This is a genomic window from Peribacillus asahii (genome assembly GCF_003570725.1).
GTDB lineage: Bacteria > Bacillota > Bacilli > Bacillales > DSM-1321 > Peribacillus > Peribacillus asahii.
In genome coordinates this window covers 1-16,896 of record NZ_QWVS01000020.1, presented here as the reverse complement: position 1 = coordinate 16,896, position 16,896 = coordinate 1, and the positions used below count along the sequence as shown (strand labels likewise).

The 16,896-nt window shown below is 38.5% G+C and carries 18 protein-coding genes and 1 other annotated feature (1 of these 19 only partly in view); of the genes, 17 read left to right on the top strand and 1 reads right to left on the bottom strand.

Annotation, left to right across the window (positions count from 1 at the left end; genetic code table 11):
* Positions 1-15 (top strand) — a binding site (T-box leader); it begins 195 nt to the left of the window's first position.
* Positions 16-68: 53 nt separating this feature from the next.
* From alaS to D1953_RS12015, 11 genes are all read left to right on the top strand, one after another.
* Positions 69-2,705, top strand: a complete 2,637-nt coding sequence (gene alaS / locus D1953_RS12065) for an alanine--tRNA ligase (RefSeq protein ID WP_119117442.1) — start codon at positions 69-71, stop codon at positions 2,703-2,705.
* A 66-nt stretch (positions 2,706-2,771) separates the two neighbouring features.
* Positions 2,772-3,029, top strand: coding sequence for an IreB family regulatory phosphoprotein (locus tag D1953_RS12060; protein WP_119117441.1), 258 nt, complete (start codon positions 2,772-2,774; stop codon positions 3,027-3,029).
* An 11-nt stretch (positions 3,030-3,040) separates the two neighbouring features.
* Positions 3,041-3,466 (top strand): Holliday junction resolvase RuvX, encoded by a 426-nt coding sequence (ruvX, locus tag D1953_RS12055; protein ID WP_182480590.1) that lies wholly within the window; start codon positions 3,041-3,043, stop codon positions 3,464-3,466.
* Positions 3,467-3,477: 11 nt separating this feature from the next.
* Positions 3,478-3,759 carry a DUF1292 domain-containing protein gene (locus D1953_RS12050; RefSeq protein ID WP_119117440.1) on the top strand — a complete coding sequence of 94 codons (282 nt, stop codon included), beginning with the start codon at positions 3,478-3,480 and terminating at the stop codon, positions 3,757-3,759.
* 317 nt (positions 3,760-4,076) lie between these two features.
* Positions 4,077-5,210 (top strand): endolytic transglycosylase MltG, encoded by a 1,134-nt coding sequence (gene mltG / locus D1953_RS12045; RefSeq protein WP_119117439.1) that lies wholly within the window; start codon positions 4,077-4,079, stop codon positions 5,208-5,210.
* A 237-nt stretch (positions 5,211-5,447) separates the two neighbouring features.
* A complete protein-coding gene (locus tag D1953_RS12040; RefSeq protein ID WP_245980099.1) occupies positions 5,448-6,113 on the top strand; it encodes an O-methyltransferase in 666 nt (221 codons plus the stop codon).
* On the top strand, positions 6,100-7,029 hold the full coding sequence (locus tag D1953_RS12035; RefSeq protein ID WP_119117437.1) for a peptidase U32 family protein: 930 nt from the start codon (positions 6,100-6,102) through the stop codon (positions 7,027-7,029). The genes D1953_RS12040 and D1953_RS12035 overlap by 14 nt, the downstream gene beginning before the upstream one ends.
* 23 nt (positions 7,030-7,052) lie before the next feature.
* Positions 7,053-8,327 carry a peptidase U32 family protein gene (locus tag D1953_RS12030; RefSeq protein ID WP_119117436.1) on the top strand — a complete coding sequence of 425 codons (1,275 nt, stop codon included), beginning with the start codon at positions 7,053-7,055 and terminating at the stop codon, positions 8,325-8,327.
* A gap of 477 nt (positions 8,328-8,804) precedes the next feature.
* Positions 8,805-9,281: a transcription elongation factor GreA gene (gene greA / locus D1953_RS12025; RefSeq protein ID WP_119117435.1), complete on the top strand. Its 477-nt coding sequence runs from the start codon at positions 8,805-8,807 to the stop codon at positions 9,279-9,281.
* Between the two features lie 253 nt (positions 9,282-9,534).
* Positions 9,535-11,331 carry a peptidoglycan D,D-transpeptidase FtsI family protein gene (locus tag D1953_RS12020; protein ID WP_342769247.1) on the top strand — a complete coding sequence of 599 codons (1,797 nt, stop codon included), beginning with the start codon at positions 9,535-9,537 and terminating at the stop codon, positions 11,329-11,331.
* 76 nt (positions 11,332-11,407) lie between these two features.
* Positions 11,408-12,061 (top strand): DUF1510 family protein, encoded by a 654-nt coding sequence (locus D1953_RS12015; protein ID WP_119117433.1) that lies wholly within the window; start codon positions 11,408-11,410, stop codon positions 12,059-12,061.
* Positions 12,062-12,114: 53 nt separating this feature from the next.
* Here D1953_RS12015 and D1953_RS12010 read toward each other — a convergent pair whose 3' ends face one another.
* Entirely contained in the window at positions 12,115-12,327 is a 213-nt protein-coding gene (locus D1953_RS12010; RefSeq protein ID WP_119117432.1) for a DUF2536 family protein, read from the bottom strand.
* A gap of 236 nt (positions 12,328-12,563) precedes the next feature.
* On the opposite strand from D1953_RS12010, the gene D1953_RS12005 reads away from it, so the two are divergent.
* From D1953_RS12005 to D1953_RS11980, 6 genes are all read left to right on the top strand, one after another.
* Entirely contained in the window at positions 12,564-13,202 is a 639-nt protein-coding gene (locus D1953_RS12005) for a class I SAM-dependent DNA methyltransferase (protein ID WP_119117431.1), read from the top strand.
* A gap of 15 nt (positions 13,203-13,217) precedes the next feature.
* Complete coding sequence (mtnN, locus tag D1953_RS12000; RefSeq protein ID WP_119117430.1) at positions 13,218-13,913, top strand: 5'-methylthioadenosine/S-adenosylhomocysteine nucleosidase; 696 nt, start codon at positions 13,218-13,220, stop codon at positions 13,911-13,913.
* Between the two features lie 102 nt (positions 13,914-14,015).
* Positions 14,016-14,939: a PLP-dependent cysteine synthase family protein gene (locus tag D1953_RS11995; RefSeq protein WP_119117429.1), complete on the top strand. Its 924-nt coding sequence runs from the start codon at positions 14,016-14,018 to the stop codon at positions 14,937-14,939.
* A 2-nt stretch (positions 14,940-14,941) separates the two neighbouring features.
* The gene (locus D1953_RS11990; RefSeq protein ID WP_119117428.1) at positions 14,942-16,078 is read left to right on the top strand and encodes a bifunctional cystathionine gamma-lyase/homocysteine desulfhydrase; all 1,137 of its coding nucleotides are present in this window, start codon (positions 14,942-14,944) and stop codon (positions 16,076-16,078) included.
* A gap of 109 nt (positions 16,079-16,187) precedes the next feature.
* Positions 16,188-16,436 (top strand): YrhC family protein, encoded by a 249-nt coding sequence (locus D1953_RS11985; RefSeq protein ID WP_245980089.1) that lies wholly within the window; start codon positions 16,188-16,190, stop codon positions 16,434-16,436.
* A gap of 199 nt (positions 16,437-16,635) precedes the next feature.
* The coding region (locus D1953_RS11980) for a hypothetical protein (protein ID WP_142920449.1) at positions 16,636-16,896 on the top strand (261 nt) is incomplete at its 3' end.

The window sequence follows — 16,896 nt, the reverse complement described above, 5'->3', positions numbered from 1 at the left end:
ACTCTCGTCCCTGTTTTTTAGGGATGGGAGTTTTTTGTATGCCCAAAATTAAAAGGAGGAAAAAATAGATGAAATATTTAACTGGTGCACAGATACGCCAAATGTATCTTGATTTTTTTAAGGAAAAAGGACATAACATTGAACCGAGTGCGTCACTTGTTCCGCATGAAGATCCATCTTTATTATGGATTAACTCTGGGGTAGCGACGTTGAAAAAATATTTTGATGGACGAGTAATTCCAGAAAATCCAAGAATTACAAATGCTCAAAAAGCAATTCGTACAAACGATATTGAAAATGTAGGGAAAACAGCGCGCCATCATACATTCTTCGAAATGTTAGGAAACTTCTCAATCGGCGATTATTTTAAAGAAGAAGCCATTACGTGGGCTTGGGAATTCCTAACAGATGAAAAGTGGATTGGCTTCGATAAAGATAAACTAGCTGTAACCATTCATCCTGAAGACGATGAAGCATTTGAGTTATGGAATAAGAAAATTGGGATTCCGGCTGAGAAAATTATTCGTTTAGAAGAAAACTTCTGGGATATTGGAGAAGGCCCAAGTGGTCCAAATACAGAAATTTTCTACGATCGCGGACCTGAATATGGCGACGACCCGAATGATCCGGAATTATATCCAGGCGGAGAAAATGAACGTCATTTAGAAGTATGGAACTTAGTTTTCTCTCAATTTAATCATAATCCAGATGGTACATATACACCGCTTCCAAAGAAAAATATTGATACAGGTATGGGCCTTGAGCGTATGGCTTCTGTCGTTCAAAACGTACCAACGAATTTTGATACAGATTTATTTATCCCAATTATTCGTGCCGTTGAACAATTTACAGATGTGAAATATGGGGCAGATAAAGAAACAGATGTAGCGTTTAAAGTTATTGCTGACCACATTCGTACGGTAACATTTGCAGTAGGTGATGGTGCGCTCCCATCTAATGAAGGACGCGGCTATGTATTACGTCGTTTACTTCGCCGTGCCGTTCGTTATGCAAAACAAATCAACATTAACGAACCATTCATGTTAGAATTAGTGCCTGTTGTTGGAGAAATTATGAAAGACTTCTATCCAGAAGTGTTAGAGAAAAAAGACTTTATTGCTAAAGTTGTGAAAAACGAAGAAGAGCGATTCCATGAAACACTGCATGATGGATTGAGCATTTTATCTGAAGTGATTAAGAAACAAAAAGAGCAAGGGGAAAGTATCATTCCAGGTGCGGATGCGTTCCGTTTATATGACACATATGGTTTCCCAATTGAATTAACAGAAGAGTATGCAGAAGAAGAAAACATGACTGTTGACCATGACGGCTTTGAGAAAGAAATGGAAGCACAACGTGAACGTGCACGTGCTGCGCGTCAAGATGTAGATTCTATGCAAATTCAAGGCGGCGTTTTAGGTGATGTGAAGGTTGCAAGTGAATTTGTTGGATATGAGAAACTTCAAGTAGAAGCGCAAGTTGTGGCAATCGTTAAAGACGGTGAGCTTATTACAGAAGCGCACGAAGGCGAAGAAGTTCAAATTATTTTAGATCAAACACCGTTTTATGCAGAAAGCGGCGGTCAAATTGCTGATACAGGAACGATTACTAGTGAAGCAGTACAATTAGCTGTACAGGATGTTCAAAAAGCACCCAATGGACAAAATCTTCACCGCGTAACAGTCGTTGCTGGAACATTATCGGCTGATGCACAAGTTGTGGCAACCGTTGATTATGCAAACCGCAGCGAAATTGTGAAGAATCATACAGCGACACATCTTTTACATCAAGCATTAAAAGATACACTAGGTACACATGTTAACCAAGCTGGTTCTCTTGTTCAAGCAGAACGCTTACGTTTTGACTTCTCACACTTTGGTCAAATTACGCCAGAGGAATTAGAGAAAATTGAGGCGATTGTAAACGAGAAAATTTGGCAAAGCTTAGAAGTAACAATTGATTTGAAAGATATTGACGAAGCAAAAGCAATGGGAGCAATGGCTCTATTCGGTGAAAAATACGGTAAAATTGTCCGTGTTGTTCAAATTGGAGACTATAGCTTAGAGCTTTGCGGTGGTTGTCACGTACCAAATACAGCGGTAATCGGTCTATTCAAAATTGTTTCGGAAAGCGGAATTGGTGCTGGAACTCGTCGTATCGAGGCTGTAACAGGAGCTGGAGCTTACAAATTAATGGCGGATCAAATTACGCTTTTAAAAGAAGCGGCGTCTAAACTCAAAACGAATTTGAAAGACGTACCAGCACGTATTGATGCCGTGTTAGCTGAAACGAAAGAACTGCAGCGCGAAAATGAAAGTTTATCTGCGAAGTTAAGTAACATTGAGGCTGGAAACCTTGTTTCAAATGTGAAAGAAGTGAATGGTGTTAACGTATTAGTTGCAAAAGTGCAAGATACAGACATGAATAACTTACGCGTAATGGCAGATGATTTAAAACAGAAACTTGATTCTGTCGTTCTTGTACTTGGTTCTGCACAAGGTGACAAAGTAAACTTAATTGCTGGTGTAACGAAAGATCTTATTGATCGAGGCTACCATGCAGGAAAATTAATTAAAGAAGTAGCAACTCGTTGCGGCGGTGGCGGCGGTGGTCGTCCAGATATGGCACAAGCTGGCGGGAAAGATCCAGCAAAATTGGATGCAGCACTTGATTTTGTCGAAGAATGGGTACGTTCACTTTCATAATCGGTAAGAAGTGTTGTACAATGTATATTATGGAAGTCTCTACGTAGAGGAGAGGTGCATGACCATATGAGTTCCTTTGATAACACGATGAAATTTAGTTTTCCGGAAGAACCATTTGAAAGAGATGTACAAGAAGTATTATTTCAAGTGTATTCTGCTCTTCAAGAAAAAGGGTATAACCCAATCAATCAGATTGTTGGCTATTTATTGTCAGGTGACCCTGCTTACATTCCACGCCATCAGGATGCGAGAAATCTAATTCGTAAGCTTGAACGGGATGAAATTATTGAAGAGTTGGTCAAATCGTATTTAAAGAATCAGTGAGAGGAATACTAATGCGTACAATGGGACTTGATTTAGGTTCAAAAACCCTTGGCGTTGCAATTAGCGACGCCATGGGTTGGACCGCACAAGGATTGGAAACAATCAAAATTAATGAAGCAGTAAAAGACTTTGGCATAAAACGGCTTGGAGAAATTATTCAAGAACATGAAGTGTCAAAAATCGTACTCGGTTTTCCAAAAAATATGAATGGGACGATTGGACCGCGCGGACAAGCAAGTCAAGATTTCGCGGCGTATTTAGAAAAGAAATTCAAACTGCCTGTCGTGTTATGGGATGAACGATTAACTACAATGGCTGCTGAACGGGTGCTGCTTGAAGCCGATGTGAGTCGGAGTAAACGCAAGAAGGTCATTGATAAAATGGCGGCTGTCATGATTCTGCAAGGTTTCTTAGACAGTCAAACAAATTCTCTTTGAGGTGAAAAAGAATGGAACATGGTGAAAATAATATTACAGTAGTAGACGAAAATGGAAATGAGCAACTTTGTGAAATTTTGTTTACATTCGATTCTGATAAATTTAACAAATCATATGTGCTATACTACCCAATTTCTGATAACGAAGATGAAGAAATCGAAATTCATGCTTCTTCTTTCACACCAAGTGAAAATAACGAAGATGGTGAGCTTGCTCCAATCGAAACAGATGAAGAGTGGGATATGATTGAAGAAATGCTGAACACGTTTTTAGACGAAGAAGGCGAAGAGTAAGATGCGGGCTGATCCTCCTAATGGGGATCAGCTTTTTTTGTATGAAACTATTTAATTATATTTTAATTATATTATTGATAAAAGTGAAACTTCTGTCAGTAGGTCTTCCATCCCGGTTAAGTGTAAAATAAAATGATTTCTTTCCTTCTTTTCCCCTCTTTCCTCTTAAGATAGGGGCTTATTGCCTGTTAATCTGCGATAAATATGTAGGAGAAATTGTATAATTTCGTAAAAGCTATGTATTTGCCGTTTTGTTTTAGTATAATATTCGAAGTGATTATTAAATAATCAATTTGTGTTGTGGTTGTGCAGGGGGAATGAAGATGGACTCAAAGCAATCTAAAAAGGAAAATATTAGAGAGAAATTATTAGAGCAGCAAGAGGATGCTCAATTAGTTCGAAAGATTGTTGTTCGAATTATGATCGCGATGATTGTGATAATAGGAATAACAGGAATAGGCGGTTATTTGTATGTCAATTCAGCGCTAAAGCCGCTGGACCCGAATGATAAGAAAAAGAGAACGGTAGAAATTCCAATTGGTTCTTCTGTTAGTTCTATCTCTAACTTGCTAGAAGAAGAAGGAATTATTAAGAATGCACGAGTGTTTAAATATTATATTAAATTTCGCAATGAATCTGGTTTTCAGGCGGGGAAGTATTCATTATCTCCATCGATGACGCATCAAGAAATTGTTAACAGCATTAAGACTGGAAAGATGATGAAAGAGGCGGCTCTGAAGATTACGATTCCTGAAGGGAAGCAGCTTGTCCAAATCGCCGAGATTGTAGCCGAAAAAACAGATCAAAATCCGAAAGAAGTATTTAAGAAACTAAATGATAAAAAGTTTATTCAAAGTATGCAAGATAAGTTCCCTGCTTTATTGACGGACGATATTTATGACAAAGACATTAAATATCCACTTGAAGGATATTTATTTCCTTCAACGTATGATTTTGAGGAAGAGTCTCCATCGTTAGAAACCGTTATTTCAAAGATGCTTAAACAAACAGAAGACATGTTAACTAAATATGAAGAACAAATGATAGAGCAAGATTACTCTGTCCATACGCTGTTGACAATGGCTTCTCTTGTGGAAGAAGAAGCAACAGAAAAAGTCGATCGTGCTAAAATTGCTTCTGTTTTTTATAATCGTCTAGATAAAGGGATGCCGTTACAAACAGATCCAACGGTGTTATATGCAAAAGGAGAACATAAGGAACGTGTTTTTTATAAAGATTTAGAGATTGATTCTCCTTATAACACTTATAAAGTGAAGGGCTTACCGCCTGGACCGATTGCTAATGCTGGTGAGATGTCCATTAAAGCAGTATTAGAGCCGGAAAAGACTAAATACTTGTATTTCTTAGCCACTCCTGAAGGGGAAGTGCTGTATTCGAAAACATTGGATGAGCACAATGCGAAGAAAGCAGAACATATTACGAATCAATAATGAGGGATTAGGTATTTGCGCTAAATATTTCATCAGAATAAATCGTCGGTTTGAAAAGCAAGATTTATTTTTATATGATAGAATAAGACAAGTGAAAAAGGACATAATGACCTTTTGGCTCGGCAGTTGCCGAGTTTTTTCTAATGTAGGCCGATTAGAGGACTCCAAAAGTCTAGTCGTCGCAAATATTAAGAATGTACGCCCATGCTTAAGGAACGTACGTATTTGGAGGAACAGATTTTGAACGGAAAAATAGATGAATATCTTCAATCCTTAATTCCAGAGCGGACTGGATTACTGAAAGAGATTGAAGAATTTGCAGAAGCAGAGCATGTCCCGATTATGGAGCCGGAAGGGATTGCGACTTTATTACAGTTTTTACGACTTCAACAGCCGCAAAAAATTCTAGAACTAGGGACAGCGATTGGATATTCAGCCATTCGAATGGCGATGACTTTGCCAAATGCTCGTATTGTCACGATTGAGCGGATTGAAAAGCGAATCGAAGTGGCAAAGCAAAACTTTGAGAAGTCTGGTTTGAGCGACCGTATTACCCTTGTTGAATCTGATGCATTGGAAGCCTTTGAGGTTGTAAAGGACCATGGACCATTCGATTTAATCTTTGTAGATGCAGCGAAAGGACAGTATCGTCGTTTCTTTGAATTGTATGAGCCGCTGCTAAGTGAGAGAGGAATTATCATTACAGATAATGTTTTATTCAAAGGTCTAGTTGCGGAAGAGTTAGAGACGATTACACCAAGGCGTAGACGCGGTTTGATTAAACGAATTCAAAATTTTAATACATGGCTGCTTAGTCATCCACATTACGATACGGTCATTATACCGATTGGAGATGGCATAGCCATTAGTAAACATAGAGGTGAACAAAATGAAAAAGCCTGAATTGCTCGTAACTCCAACAAGTGTAGCGGATATAGAACCGCTTATTAAGGCAGGAGCCGATGCATTCATTATCGGTGAGCAGCGTTATGCGCTTCGCTTACCCGGAGAATTTACACGTGAAGATGTGAAGGAAGTCATTCAAATTGCTCATGCTGCAAACAAAAAAGTATATGTATCGATGAATGCAATTTTTCATAATGAAAAAGTAGATGAATTAGAAGAGTACATTGCTTTTCTAAAAGAAGCAGGAGTTGACCGCATCGTTTGGGGAGACCCGGCTGTGTTAATGGCAGTTCGCACTGCAGCGCCAGATATGCCGTTGCACTGGAATACGGAAACGACGGTAACAAATTGGTATACAGCGAACTATTGGGGACGTCGCGGCTCAGTTCGTGCTGTTGTAGCTCGTGAAATTAATATGGATGCTATCATTGAAATGAAAGAACATGCTGAAGTAGAAATTGAGGTACAAGTGCATGGAATGACATGCATGTTTCAATCTAAACGAACATTGCTTGGAAACTATTTTGAATACCAAGGGAAATCACTAGAAGTAGAAAATCGTGCACAACAACGCAATATGTTTTTACATGACAAAGAACGTGAAAACAAATATCCGATTTATGAAGATGAAAATGGTACACATATTATGAGCCCGAACGATATCTGTATGATTGACGAGCTTCAAGAATTAGTCGAAGCAGGTATTGATTCGTTTAAGATTGATGGGATTTTAAAAACACCAGAATATATTATTGAAATAACGAAATTATATCGCCAAGCTATTGATTTATGTGCAGAAGACGTGGATCGTTATGATGAAATCAAGAGTGAGCTTTTTGAAAAAGTTGAAGCGATTCAACCAAAGAATCGTGCATTAGATACAGGATTTTTCTTTAAAGAAACAGTTTATTAATACAGGAATGAGGAGGAATAGCCTTGAACGCTATTGCTGATAAAATTTCCAAAATTATTGATGGAAAAAGAGTCATTGTGAAAAAACCGGAGCTGCTAGCACCTGCCGGAAATTTAGAAAAATTAAAAGTTGCTGTTCACTATGGTGCAGATGCTGTTTTTATTGGTGGACAAGAGTATGGTTTACGTTCAAATGCCGGAAACTTTACATTTGAAGAAATGAAAGAAGGCGTTGAATTTGCGAAAAAGTATGGAGCAAAAGTATATGTAACAACGAATATTTTTGCTCATAATGAAAACATTGATGGGTTAGAAGAATACTTAGCTGGTTTAGAAGAAGCTGGTGTACATGGTATTATCGTAGCGGACCCTTTAATTATTGAAACATGTAAAAGAGTAGCACCGAGTCTGGAAATTCATTTAAGCACTCAGCAATCATTATCGAACTGGAAAGCTGTTCAATATTGGAAGGAAGAAGGGCTGGAGCGCGTTGTACTTGCTCGTGAAACAGGCGCTGAAGAAATTCAATTAATGAAGGAAAAAGTTGATATTGAAATTGAAGCCTTTGTGCATGGGGCGATGTGTATTGCTTATTCTGGACGCTGTACGTTATCTAATCATATGACAGCTCGCGATTCTAACCGTGGTGGCTGCTGTCAATCTTGCCGTTGGGATTATGATTTATACGAGTTGGATAGTGATGGTGAAAAAGCGTTATTTGATGAAAAAGATGCTCCATTTGCTATGAGTCCAAAAGACTTAAAACTATTGGAGTCACTGCCAAGAATGATTGAGATTGGCGTGGATAGTTTAAAAGTAGAAGGACGAATGAAATCGATTCACTATATCGCAACTGTTATTAGTGTATATCGTAAAGTGATTGATACGTATTGCGCGGATCCAGACAACTTCTCAATTAAGCAGGAATGGTTAGATGAATTGGATAAATGTGCGAATCGTCCGACAGCTCCAGCGTTTATGGAAGGAGATATTCCGGGGTATAAGCAGCAGATGTTTGGGAATCATAGCACAAAGACTCGTTTTGACTTTGCGGGGCTTGTGTTAGATTATAATCCGGATACTCAAATTGCTACATTACAACAGCGAAATTTCTTTAAGCCAGGGGATGAAGTAGAATTTTTTGGCCCAGAAATTGAAAACTTTACGCAAAAAGTAGGCGTCATTTTAGACGAGAAAGGCAATGAATTAGACGCTGCTCGTCATCCATTGCAAATTGTTCGTATTAAAGTAGATCACCCTGTATTTGTTAACAACATGATGCGTAAAGAAAATGAATAGGACGTATCATAGACAAAGTGTTAAACAAAATCTTGAATAAAAGTCTATTTTGTAATAATATAGCATAAATAAAGATAGGTGAAATTTTCCTGAACCCTGCTGTTTTTCTAAAGTCTATGTTAATGAATATTGTTGATTCATACGATTTTTCGCTCAATCGTATGAAACCACTGTTTTACACGCCTTTCAGCTTTACTGAAAGGTAAATGAGCCAAAAATAAACAGTGTTATTTAACAAAACCTTTGTAAAAAGACTAGACAAATGAAAGGAAAGGTCATACTCTATCTTAAAGACAGTGAAATAATCGACTGCTTCTTTAAAGAAAAGCAGTCGATTTATATGCTAGGATTTCTCTAGTAGATAGCGCGCCCTTTTATGAGGTCGCGCACTTATATATATTCGACTTGTTTGAATGAAAAAGTACATATACATCACGGAACCTTTGTATCTGTGAGAACTTGAAGGAGTGAAGAGTTTTGGCTATAGAAAAAGTATTTCCGATGACAAAAGAAGGTAAAGAGAAATTAGAACAAGAGCTTGAACAGTTAAAAACAGTAAAACGTAAAGAAGTAGTGGAAAGAATTAAAATTGCACGCAGCTTCGGAGATTTATCAGAGAACTCTGAGTACGATTCTGCGAAAGATGAGCAAGCATTTGTAGAAGGCAGAATTACAACCCTTGAAAATATGATTCGCAATGCGAAGATTATTGAAGAAAGCGATTTAGATTCAGATACGGTTTCTCTTGGGAAATCTGTTACATTTATTGAGCTTCCAGATGGAGACGAGGAAACGTATACAATCGTTGGTAGTGCAGAAGCAGATCCATTTGAAGGGAAAATTTCAAACGATTCACCAATTGCCCAAAGCCTAATTGGCAAAAAAGTAGGCGATCAAGTAACCGTACAAACACCAGGCGGCGAAATGCAAGTAAAGATTACTTCTGTTCAGTGATTTTTCTGCAGATGAATGAGTAGTAAAACGCTGTCTTGGAATATCATGAACTCTTTGCCGCTTTCAGGTAAAGAGTTAGGCTAAAAAGCAGATTTGTTTGATGAATCTGCTTTTTTGTCATTTGGAGACTTATAAAGTGAAACTTCCATCAGTAGGGCTTTCTGTCTTTTAAATATTGGATAAAATTTGAAAATGGTAGACCATCTTTTGATATCTAGTGCAAGCGAACCCAGGTTAATGGGTGAGTTTTCTAATGGGGAAAGAATTAAATTGTTTAATCGCGTCAACAATGGTAACGAGGTGTTGCTGGATGCATAAACGACGAATGATCATCGTTGCCACGATATTAATGGTATTAATTATCACCTTAGTTGGCCGGCTTGTACAAATACAGTTAGTTGCGACAGAATCGTTTTCTAAACATCATGTAAATTTAATTGAAGCGAGTGTGAAGCAGCGTTCACAAGTATTAAAGATTGATGATGGAAGAGGGAAGTTTTATGATCGAAATGGACAGCCACTGGCTCATGAAGAAATTCCAACGCTTGTACTCTTTCCGTTTTTAAGTAAAATGACATGGCCGGCTGATGAAGTAGCCCGTATTATTGGAAGTTCAGAACAAGCACTGATTACCGCAGTCGCAAATGCAAAAGAGCCTTTTGCATTTGGCGGGGATACGCCGATTCAGTTATCATTAAGCCAATCAAAAGCTATTAATGAATTAAAAATCCCAGGTGTGTTTGCGGTCAATCAGAAAATTTACGGAGAGGATAGGCTTGCTGCTCAATTAATTGGTACGACGGTTAAATCGGATGCGCTAAAACTCGAGCGCTATCCAGATTTAAACTTATCCCCTGAAACGAGAATTGGAGATAAGGGTCTACAGCGAACATTTGATGAGTTTTTACTATCGGAAGGCGAATCTAAGCTTGTGTTTCATGTTGATGCGAGCGGAGGTCCTTTATTTGGAGTCGATGTGAAGTATGTGGAGCCTGCGAACCCCCTATATCCAGTTAAAGTCATCACAACTATTGATAAGGAGATTCAAGAAAAGGCAGAAGCACTTGTTGACCAATATAAGATTACCAATGGCGGACTTGTTTTATTAGATATTGAAAAAAGTGAAATTGTTGCGATGGTATCACGTCCAGCACTTAAAAAAGATGATCCAAATGGAATAGGCTCAGTTAATATGATGGCGACACAAAAAACCCCGGGTTCGGTCTTTAAAACGATTACGGCAGCAGCGGCAATCGATTATGGTGTCATTTCATCTAGTCGAATGTTCAATTGTGACCTGACGATTGAAGGAAAGGTTGATCAACAACGTCCGTTAGGAATGCTAAACTTTAAAGATAGTTTTGCTCAAAGCTGCAATCGAACATTTGCCGAGCTTGCTACAGAAATAGCGGAAGAGAATCCTAACTTTTTGGAGGAATATGCTAAAAAGCTAGGAATCATCGGTCAAGTAGGCTGGAGCGGCGATGTATATCACACCCAGGTTACCCAGCTTTATCGCGAGCAATCAGGAAAGGTTTGGCATGAGCAGGCATTAAAAAAAGATAAGAAAATGATTGCCAAAACAGCAATTGGACAGCAGGATGTTCAGACGACACCACTTGCTATGGCAAATATGATGGCCACCATTGCGCGCGGAGGTAAAAAAGAGCAGGTAAAAGCGGTATCAAAAGTTGAGTTTAATAATGGGACAACAGTGGTCGATTTTCCAAATCAAAAGATAGAAGGAGAGAATATCTCACCTTATACAACGATTAAATTGCAGCAGTTATTAAGAGGGGTCGTTACGGAAGAGAAAGGAACAGGTGCCTTGCTGCAGAACCTGCCTTATGAGGTTGCCGGTAAGTCAGGGACGGCTCAGACAAATCTAGAAACAGGCAAGTTAAATAAATGGTTTGCTGGCTATTTTCCGTATAAAGAGCCAAAATATGCACTTGTAACCGTTAGCTTAGATACAACGGAACAGTCAAGCGGTATGACTCCGCTATTCGCAGACGTTGTGAAAGTGATTCATCAACTAGATTCCCAATGACGAAAGAAGTAGGATGCGATTTGTGGATAAGTCATGTTAAAATAGAGAGAAAAGATAAGATAAGGGGGTTTATGTTTTGGCTTCTCGTCTTGATCGACATGATAAAAAGCGAAAAATAAATAAATTTTACAACATTGCGATTACGATTGTATCTTTACTGATTGTGATTGTTGCTATTACTATTTTCACGAATAATGATGTAGAACCAGTATCTAAAGAACAGGAAAAAACAACTCCAAAAGAAGAAGTAAAGGAATCAAAATCAGAACCGGAATCAAAGGATAAAGAGAAAGATGAAACTGAGGAAGCGGTTACTGAAGAAGAAGCAGAAGAAGCAGAAGAAGAATCAGAGTCAGAAGAGGAACAGGCTGATGGTGTTAAACTTGAACAAATAGAAGGTAGTGGAGACGCCAATGTATTAAATACGTACACAAGTGAAGACTGGCAGCCGGTTGGGACGGAGCAAACTGGTCCACATACGACAAGCTTTGAAAAAGGCTCTAAAGATTGGAATGAAATGACGAAGGCTATTGCTTATGGAGCTGGGCTAGATGAGGGAAGTATGCGTCTTTGGTGGTTGAAAAATGGAGGTTCCCCGACTACAGCCATTGGTACTGTATCAGAAGGGGATAATCCGCAAGCTTATCGCGTATATATTGAATGGGTCGATGGAGCTGGATGGAAGCCTGTAAAAGTGGAAGAATTAAAGGAAAATGATAGAGGCAGATAATAGTCTTTAAACAAAGAGCCCTCAAGCTATGTGAGGGCTCTTTGTCATTTCCATTATTTCTTCGCTTTAAAATGGACAACAGCGCTATAAAAACGTCGCCCTTCTTCGCTTACATACATCTCATGTGAAACAGAGTGAACATGGAGCATGAGTGCTTTATTGTTTTCAATTTGTGTTTGAATTTTTTCTTCCAATGTCTTAATGCTTTCTGCTTCAAAAAATTCAATTTTATCATCTATTAAGTCTAAGTTTAGTTGAAAAGTCATTGTTCTACCCTCCAATGTTTTATTCACTTTATTGTAGCATGCATGGCGGTTCATTTATATTGAAACCCTTTAAAGATAAGGGGAGTTTATCATAAATATTGAACCATTCTCGAATAAAATCATACTATATCCATATGATTTATATAAAATGTTTTTTTAATTCAGAACTATGTTATAGAATATTGGCGACTTTGGGTTTAATCATTAACATAGTTAAATTTAAAAAGGTGATGATAATGGGGCGGGAATTTGTTGAGTTATTTGAAGAATGGTCCGAATACTATGATGATACAGTCAGTGGTTACGATAAAGAATATCGTGATGTATTTCATGGATATGAGCAAATATTAAAAGAAGTAGTTAATCGTTCACAAGGTCATGTGCTGGAGTTTGGCGTAGGGACAGGAAACTTAACGATATGTCTTCTGAAAGCGGGGCTTTCGGTTACAGGTGTAGAGCCATCTGCATCTATGAGAAGGAAAGCAGTCGAAAAATTACATGGTCAAATACCTATTCTAGATGGCGATTTTCTTGAATTCCCAACACATAGGCAAATAGATACATTTGTCAGCACGTATGCTTTTCATCATTTAACAGATGAAGAAAAGGAAAAAGCGATTGTGAACTATGGCAAGTTACTCCATCGAGGTGGTAAAATAGTATTTGCAGATACGATGTATGAGTCTAAAGAAGCGCATCAAGCGGCTATTCAACAGGCAAAAGATGCTGGATTTCTAAAGCTAGCAACGGATTTGTCAACGGAATACTATACAACGATTCCTTTTTTACAGAAGGTGTTGAAAGAGAACGGATTTGATGCTTCGTTCACTCGTTGCAATCAATTTGTTTGGATTGTTGAAGCTCAAAAATTATAGGAAGAGGTTTAGTGAATGAAAGTAGCAATTATCGGAGCAATGGAAGAAGAAGTAACGATTTTACGAGATAAATTAGAGAATGTAGAACAAGTTACAATTGCTGGTTCGGAGTTCAATATTGGTACATTGAATGGTGTTGAGGCTATTGTTCTAAAGTCAGGCATTGGGAAAGTTAATGCGGCGATGTCGACAACCATTTTATTAGAGAAGTTCAAACCAGATGCTGTAATCAATACAGGTTCTGCTGGTGGATATCATGAAGAATTAAATGTCGGGGATGTCGTTATTTCAACGGAAGTTCGTCATCATGATGTAGACGTAACGATTTTTGGCTATGAATATGGTCAAGTACCGCAATTGCCGGCAGCCTTCTTGCCAGATCCAAAGCTGTTTGCCATTGCAGAAGAAGCAGCGAAGGAAATGACTCATTCACAAGTAGCAAAAGGGTTGATTGTAACAGGAGATTCTTTTATGAACGATCCTGTTCGTGTGGAGTTTGTCCGTAGTAAGTTTAAAGACTTATATGCAGTGGAAATGGAAGCAGCCGCAATTGCTCAAGTGGCGCACCAATTTGGAACGCCTTTCGTAGTGATTCGTTCCCTTTCTGATATTGCAGGAAAAGAATCGAACGTATCATTTGATCAGTTCTTAGAAACGGCAGCCCTGCATTCTGCTGAGCTTGTTTTAAAAATGATTGAAAAAATTAAATAATCATCTGATAATTGACGAAATTATTCTTCGTCAATTATCATTTTACACATTAACCGGGTAAATAGGTATGTTAACTTATATTTGGTGAAAAGGTGGGAGAATATGAAAGTTGTTCGGAATATACATGAATTAATTGGGTCTACCCCTATGCTAGAAATTACTCGATTTTCTCTTCCAGAAGATGTACGAATTTTCGCTAAATTAGAGTTCTTTAACCCAGGTGGCAGTATAAAAGATCGTTTAGGAGTGGAGTTATTAGAAGCAGCTTTTGCGAGCGGCGTATTAAAGCCAGGTGGAACGGTAATCGAACCGACGGCGGGAAATACGGGGATTGGTCTAGCACTGGCAGCTCTTCATTATGGGGTCCATGTTATAGTCTGTGTACCAGAGAAGTTTAGTATAGAGAAGCAAGAGTTAATGCAGGCTCTTGGTGCCAAGGTTGTGCGTACACCTTCGGAAGCAGGGATGCGAGGAGCCATTGCAAAAGCTCAAGAGCTTTTAAAAGAAATTCCCCATTCCTATTGTCCGCAGCAATTTGCCAATCCAGCCAATCCAGCAACATATTATAAAACACTAGGCCCTGAAATCTGGGAGCAGCTTGACGGAAAAGTAGATGTATATGTTGCCGGAGCTGGAACAGGAGGTACGTTTATGGGAACCTCCCGCTATTTAAAAGAAAAAAATCCTTCTGTAAAAACAGTTATTGTTGAACCGGAGGGATCGATTTTAAATGGCGGCAAGCCCGGTCCACATAAGACAGAAGGAATAGGCATGGAGTTTTTACCAACCTATATGGACGAATCTTATTTTGATGATACTCATACGATTGTAGATAAAGAGGCGTTTCGCTATGTAAAAGAGTTAGCCGCCAAAGAAGGATTGCTCGTTGGAAGCTCTTCAGGAGCAGCTTTTGCTGCTGCAGTGAAGGAAGCACAAGTTGCTTCGAAAGGTACAAACATTGTCGTAATCTTCCCAGACGCGAGCGATCGCTACTTAAGTAAAAAAATCTACCAAGGAGGTATTTGAATATGAAGAGGAAAACACAATTAATTCATGGCGGTATCTTTGGTGATGAACAAACAGGAGCGGTTTCTGTCCCGATTTATCAAGTGAGTACGTATAAACAATATGGACCAGGCAATCATACCGGCTATGAATATTCACGTACAGGTAATCCGACACGTCATGCGCTAGAAACATTCATTGCGGAGCTAGAAGAAGGAAAACGTGGTTTTGCTTTTGGCTCAGGGATGGCAGCGATGACAGCGGTGCTGATGCTGTTTAATCAAGGAGATCACATTTTAGTGACAGATGACGTATACGGTGGTTCTTTTCGTGTAATTACAAAAGTGTTACATCGATTTGGACTAAGTGCCACATTTATTAACACGAGCGATTTAAGTGAAATTAAAAAAAATATTCAAGAAAATACGAAAGCGTTATTTATTGAATCCCCAACAAATCCTCTTCTGAAAATTACCAACATTGAAACTGCAGCCAAAATTGCAAAAGCAAACGGCTTATTAACCATTGTAGATAATACATTCTCAACACCATATTGGCAAAATCCAATTTCGCTTGGTGCAGATATCGTTCTTCATAGTGCAACGAAATACCTTGGCGGTCACAGTGATGTTGTGGCAGGTCTTGCTGTTGTGAAGGATGAGAAGTTAGGTGAAGACCTTCATTTTGTTCAAAATTCAACAGGGGGTGTGTTAGGCCCTCAAGATTCTTGGTTATTAATACGAGGTATGAAGACGCTCGGTCTTCGTATGGAAGAGCATGAGAAAAATGCTAACAAAATTGCAAGGTACTTAGTTGAGCATGATGCCGTTTCAAAAGTGTATTACCCAGGACTAGAAAGTCATCCCAATCATGATATCGTGAAGCAACAATCTCGTGGCTTTGGCGGCATGATTTCCTTTGACGTTGGCAGTGCCGAAAAAGCAGCGCAAGTGTTAAATAAAGTGAAGTACTTTACACTTGCAGAAAGTCTTGGGGCAGTGGAAAGTTTAATTTCTATTCCCGCTCTTATGACACACGCATCGATTCCAGCAGAGCGCCGTGCTGAATTAGGGATTACAGACGGTCTGATTCGGATTTCTGTTGGTCTTGAGGATGTTGAAGATTTACTTGAAGATCTAGAACAAGCCTTACAAGACTAATTCTAGTCTCACCTTCTCTATTTGAAAATATTAACAAATAGTAAATGGATGTATATATGGTAGAATAAATTATCCGTGTTTTACTAGTTATGAGAGAAGGTGAGCATTCTTGAATAAAAAAATGAAAAACCTTTCTGCAAAAATGATAGATTACAAACGCTTTGCGATTACTTTATTATGTGTGGGTTCTTTTTTCTATTTAGGCACGATTCTTCCGTCAGAGGGAAGGACAGCGTTTGATGTGAACGGTTATATGCTTGCTTCGGTTTTGTTTTTGGCAGCATCGATTGGATGTTTCTTGCAATCTTCTAAATATAAAAAGACTCTTGCTGAATTAAATGAGCTAGATTCACAGTAATCAATTTCTTTTAAATAACCCCAATCCTATTTTTTAATAGGGTTGGGGTTATTTTTTATGGAACTATGTTAATTAATAAAAGCCATATAAAAATGTCCAGTATCCACTATTGTATTACACAAATTATGGCCTACAGAATATCCTATAAATAGAACTTGAAATCCAATAAATGTATGAATAAGAACAGGAGGTAAGTGAAGTGAAGGATTTTTCGCAACAAGGAAATAATCATTCATCTTTTCGAAAAGCTGCATATTTGTATAAGCATTTTAAGGAGGGGGTAAACAAGCAGGAACAAGAGGGTAGAAAGGTAGAAGATGAATTTATTGAAGATACCGATTTGGATGTACTAGCCGAAGTTACGCCTGAGGATCAGACATTTGAGACAGTAACGGCAACTCAAGAAGAAAATCTAGAAGATGAGATTTACGAAGAGGAAAGCTCAGGTTACGAAGAGGAA

Coding starts and splice junctions, on each gene's coding strand:
- alaS (WP_119117442.1), top strand. CDS start 69: ATGAAATATTTAACTGGTGCACAGATACGCCAAATGTATCTTGATTTT.
- D1953_RS12060 (WP_119117441.1), top strand. CDS start 2,772: ATGAGTTCCTTTGATAACACGATGAAATTTAGTTTTCCGGAAGAACCA.
- ruvX (WP_182480590.1), top strand. CDS start 3,041: ATGCGTACAATGGGACTTGATTTAGGTTCAAAAACCCTTGGCGTTGCA.
- D1953_RS12050 (WP_119117440.1), top strand. CDS start 3,478: ATGGAACATGGTGAAAATAATATTACAGTAGTAGACGAAAATGGAAAT.
- mltG (WP_119117439.1), top strand. CDS start 4,077: ATGAAGATGGACTCAAAGCAATCTAAAAAGGAAAATATTAGAGAGAAA.
- D1953_RS12035 (WP_119117437.1), top strand. CDS start 6,100: ATGAAAAAGCCTGAATTGCTCGTAACTCCAACAAGTGTAGCGGATATA.
- D1953_RS12020 (WP_342769247.1), top strand. CDS start 9,535: ATGGGGAAAGAATTAAATTGTTTAATCGCGTCAACAATGGTAACGAGG.
- D1953_RS12010 (WP_119117432.1), bottom strand. CDS start 12,327: ATGACTTTTCAACTAAACTTAGACTTAATAGATGATAAAATTGAATTT.
- D1953_RS12005 (WP_119117431.1), top strand. CDS start 12,564: ATGGGGCGGGAATTTGTTGAGTTATTTGAAGAATGGTCCGAATACTAT.
- mtnN (WP_119117430.1), top strand. CDS start 13,218: ATGAAAGTAGCAATTATCGGAGCAATGGAAGAAGAAGTAACGATTTTA.
- D1953_RS11995 (WP_119117429.1), top strand. CDS start 14,016: ATGAAAGTTGTTCGGAATATACATGAATTAATTGGGTCTACCCCTATG.
- D1953_RS11990 (WP_119117428.1), top strand. CDS start 14,942: ATGAAGAGGAAAACACAATTAATTCATGGCGGTATCTTTGGTGATGAA.